This is a genomic window from Pseudothermotoga sp., from assembly GCF_031962025.1.
Taxonomy (GTDB): domain Bacteria; phylum Thermotogota; class Thermotogae; order Thermotogales; family DSM-5069; genus Pseudothermotoga_B.
Map to the genome: position 1 here is coordinate 59111 of NZ_JAVRKW010000010.1, position 3786 is coordinate 62896.

The window sequence follows — 3786 nt, forward strand, 5'->3', positions numbered from 1 at the left end:
CTTCAATGGCAAGGTGTTTCATAACGGTTTTTGGAATTTTCACAAGTTCAATGCTCTCTTTAACCATACCAGAATCAATGGTTTGCAAACAAAAATCCATGGGATGAATCTGATCCTGAGACTGTAAAAGTTTGAGAGCCATCGGATTTCTGACGGGGTCCAGAAAACATTTTTCAAAACAAACACGGATTTTTTCTCTGTACCATACTATTTCGAAAGATAAAACCGGCAAGTTCTTGCTGAAGTAATCGTATTCTTTTGGAACATTGCTCAGATTTTTTCGAAGAAATTCAAAGCTCCAGTTTTCGTCGATCAACCCCAGCAGTTGTTTTTTTGGTCTTAAAAGCACAAAGGTGCCGCGACCTTTGATTCTTTTGACGGCACCTTCTTTTACCAGTTTTTCGATTGCCATTCGCACAGCCTGCCTGCCGACACCGTAGAGATTTGCCAACTGCACTTCATCTGGCAGTCTGTTGTCTGTAGAATAATGTCCCTGTTCGATTTTGGTTTTCAAATCTCTGTAAATCGATTCAACTGAATAACTTTTTTGCAAAGTTATCAGTTGTCCTCCTCTTCGTCATGTTCATGCTCATGGTCGTGTTCGTCCATATCGAACATGTTTCTCAATTCATCGTCCTTCTGTAGAAGTTCATTCCAGGCAGTCGAAACCTTTTCAAATTCTTCTTCGGTCTCTATGGAATCAACAAAGAGTTCTCCATTTTCACCTTCTTTAACCTGGAATGGGTAGATTTCACCAAAATCTGCGATCTCACCATTTTCGTCGACCATTATTTCCTCGCAGACCCAGTATTTTTTGCCGGCATCTTCGATCTCAGCGAGCAGGACAAAATGATGATCGACGTTGTTCTCGTCGGTCAGCACAAAAACCTCAAAATCTTCTTTCTGCATGATATCAACTCCTCAAAAGCAGTATCGTAACTACATGATATCACAAAACAGAGAAAATACTTTGATTTTGAAAAACAAAAAGATAAACAACTGACAAACGATTGACAGTACACAACTCTGTGGTAAAATAATTTCGGAATGTATCGAAATAATTTCGGTATTTTTTCTCTCTACATTTATTTTACAACATCAATACACGGAGGTGAGTGCAGGTGAAAAAAGTCGCTGTGTTAATTGCAACTGTCTTTTCTGTGATTGTCACTGGCTACAGCGTAGCACTTCTGATAACCGGAGAAGTTGGTGGAAATGCCATTTACGAAATGATGGTAGAAGGTGCCATGCGCGCATCAAGAGAGCTCGGGTTTGATGTGAAGGTTGTCGAAGGAGGTTACAATTCGGCAAAATGGGAACCGTTGTTGATAAGTCTTGCGTCCACTAAATCGTACGATCTGATAGTGACCTTCACAGAAGGTATGCCAAAAAGTGTCGAAAAAGCAGCCAGGATGTTCCCACAGCAGAAATTCGCACTCATAGATGGCATCGCTCCAGATCTTCCAAATGTCTATTCGCTTGGTTTTAAAGATGAAGAGATGGCGTATCTTGCCGGTTACTTTGCAGGTCTTGTGACAAAAAGCAGTCTTCCTGGAGCAAACACAGAGTTGAAAGTCGGAATGATAGCGGGTGATATCTATCCAGCCATGACAGAGAAAATGAAACCGGCTTACCAGAACGGTGCTAAAAATGTGGATGAAAAAATAGAAGTCCTTTTCTCAGTGGCAGGAAGTTGGTCTGATCCAAATAAGGGAGCAGAATTAGCTCAAATGCAGTTCTCACAGGGTGTTGATGTGATTTTTCTGGTTGCAGGTGGTACAGGAGTAGGTGCCATTCAGAAAGCCAAAGAATACGGCAGGTATGTCATTGGAGTTGATTCGAATATCATCCACCTGTCAGAAGATGTGATCTTAGCCTGTGCACTCAAAAAAGCAGATGTGGCGATCTACGATGTTCTCAAAAGGGCATATCAGGGTAAACTGCCTTTTGGACACAGTGAACGCTGGGGAATAAAAGAAGGTGTTATCGGCTTTACTTTCGATGATCCTTCCTATTTGCAAAATGTGCCACAGCAGATCAGAGAAAAGATGCTTGATATCTTCGAACAGTTGAAACAGGGAAAGATCAAACCTCTTGGTGAATAGAATGAACAGTTGTGTTGAAATGAAAGAGATTTACAAAACCTTTCAGGTGAATCGTACAGTGGCATTGAAAGGGGCAAGTCTTTACGTTGAAAAAGGTACAATTCACGCATTGCTCGGTGAAAACGGTGCAGGCAAAACAACTCTGATGAGAATTCTGTGCGGTCTGGAAAAAATGGACAACGGAAAGATTTTTCTCAATGGCATGGAAGTGCACATAAAAAACCACCATGATGCCTTAAGACACGGTATAGCGATGGTCCACCAGAATCTGAGCTTAATAGAAAGCTTCACGGGTCTGGAAAACATCGTTTTACAGAAAATGCCTTCAAAATTCTTTGTTTTTCTCGATCTGAAACAGGCTAAGAAGACGATCAATAGGATCATGGAGCAAAGCGGCATTTTCGTCGATCTTGACAAAAAGATATCCGATCTGTCTGTCGCAGAAAGGCAGAAAGTGGAGATACTCAGGGTTCTGTATCTTTCAGCGGATATACTGATATTCGATGAGCCAACATCATACCTCACCGAACTGGAATCTGAACAGTTTTTCAAAGTGATGGAAAATCTAAAAAAATCCGGAAAGACAATTATTTTCATCACACACAGTGTGCAGGATGCACTCATGGTGTCTGATCAAATAACGGTTTTGAGAAATGGTGTTACTGTTTATTCTTCAAAAGAAAAACCTTCCCCAAGAGAACTTTCTCAGATAATGGCTGGTGAAACTCAAATCGTCCGCAAAGAAACTATCTGTGAAGGTAAAAAGGTGCTTTTGAGAGCTGAAAACATCACCTTTAAAATCGAAAAAAAGGTATTTGGACCAATCTCATTTCAGATCAAAGAAAACGAGATACTGGGAATAGCCGGGTTCAATTCATCCGGTGCGGTCGAACTGATAGAAACAATAGCCGGCACAAGAAAAGTATCAGACGGAAGGCTCACCTTTCTGGGAAAGGAAATCACCCATGATAGCATAGGCGAGAGAAGAAAGGCAGGCATTGGTTACATTCCCCACATTCAAAAAGCTCTTTCAATGGATCTTCCCGTTGTTTACAATCTCATCGTGAGTAACTACAGAGAATTTTCCCATCTTGGCTGGCTCGATTACAGAAAAATCGAAGAGTGGACTGATCGGCTGGTGAGAGAATATGAAATCAAAATTTCGTCAGTCTGGCAGCCAGCCAGGACTCTTTCAGGTGGAAATTTGCAGCGGGTTGTCGTGGCAAGAGAAATAAAATTAAATCCAAAGTTGCTGATTGTGTGCGATCCAACTCGTGGATTGGACTTAAAGTCCGCAAACTCTGTACACAGGATTTTCTTAAAACTGTGCGAGCAGAACTCATCTATCCTGATTTACTCAAGCGATCTGGATGAAATGCTGAAAATCTGCGACAGAATTCTGGTGATTTCAAAAGGCAGATTGGTCGAAGAGTTTGAAAACAATCCTTCACTGACAAAAAGCAGGCTGATTGAGGCGATGCTGTCTTATGAAAACAGAACAGAACTGGTTTAAAGTTTTTTTGTTCACAATGCTGGTTGCTTTTGCATGCGGCTCAACGATAATCATACTCACGAGCAAAAACCCGCTGACGGCGATCAGATGGTTCTACCTTGGTCCTGTGAGCAACATCTATTTTTTTGGCAATATGCTGAGCGGTTCGATACCACTTATCCTGACCGG

Annotated in this window: 4 protein-coding genes and 1 pseudogene; 3 read left to right on the top strand and 2 right to left on the bottom strand. The window is 41.4% G+C overall.

Translation table 11 applies throughout. The features are described from left to right. Both AC4E92_RS08070 and AC4E92_RS08075 read right to left on the bottom strand, forming a co-directional pair. The coding region (locus AC4E92_RS08070) for a GntR family transcriptional regulator (RefSeq protein ID WP_490240079.1) at positions 1-553 on the bottom strand (553 nt) is incomplete at its 3' end. A gap of 5 nt (positions 554-558) precedes the next feature. Next, positions 559-909, bottom strand: coding sequence for a DUF1292 domain-containing protein (locus AC4E92_RS08075; protein ID WP_490240080.1), 351 nt, complete (start codon positions 907-909; stop codon positions 559-561). Between the two features lie 212 nt (positions 910-1121). Here AC4E92_RS08075 and AC4E92_RS08080 point away from each other — a divergent pair, with 212 nt between their 5' ends. The 3 genes and pseudogenes from AC4E92_RS08080 to AC4E92_RS08090 form a co-directional block, all read left to right on the top strand. Continuing rightward, the gene (locus tag AC4E92_RS08080; protein ID WP_490240081.1) at positions 1122-2105 is read left to right on the top strand and encodes a BMP family ABC transporter substrate-binding protein; all 984 of its coding nucleotides are present in this window, start codon (positions 1122-1124) and stop codon (positions 2103-2105) included. Positions 2106-2124: 19 nt separating this feature from the next. Next, a complete protein-coding gene (locus tag AC4E92_RS08085; RefSeq protein WP_490240082.1) occupies positions 2125-3618 on the top strand; it encodes an ABC transporter ATP-binding protein in 1494 nt (497 codons plus the stop codon). Continuing rightward, a pseudogene (locus AC4E92_RS08090) lies at positions 3593-3786 on the top strand (hypothetical protein); the annotation flags it as partial. The gene AC4E92_RS08085 and the pseudogene AC4E92_RS08090, both read left to right, overlap by 26 nt.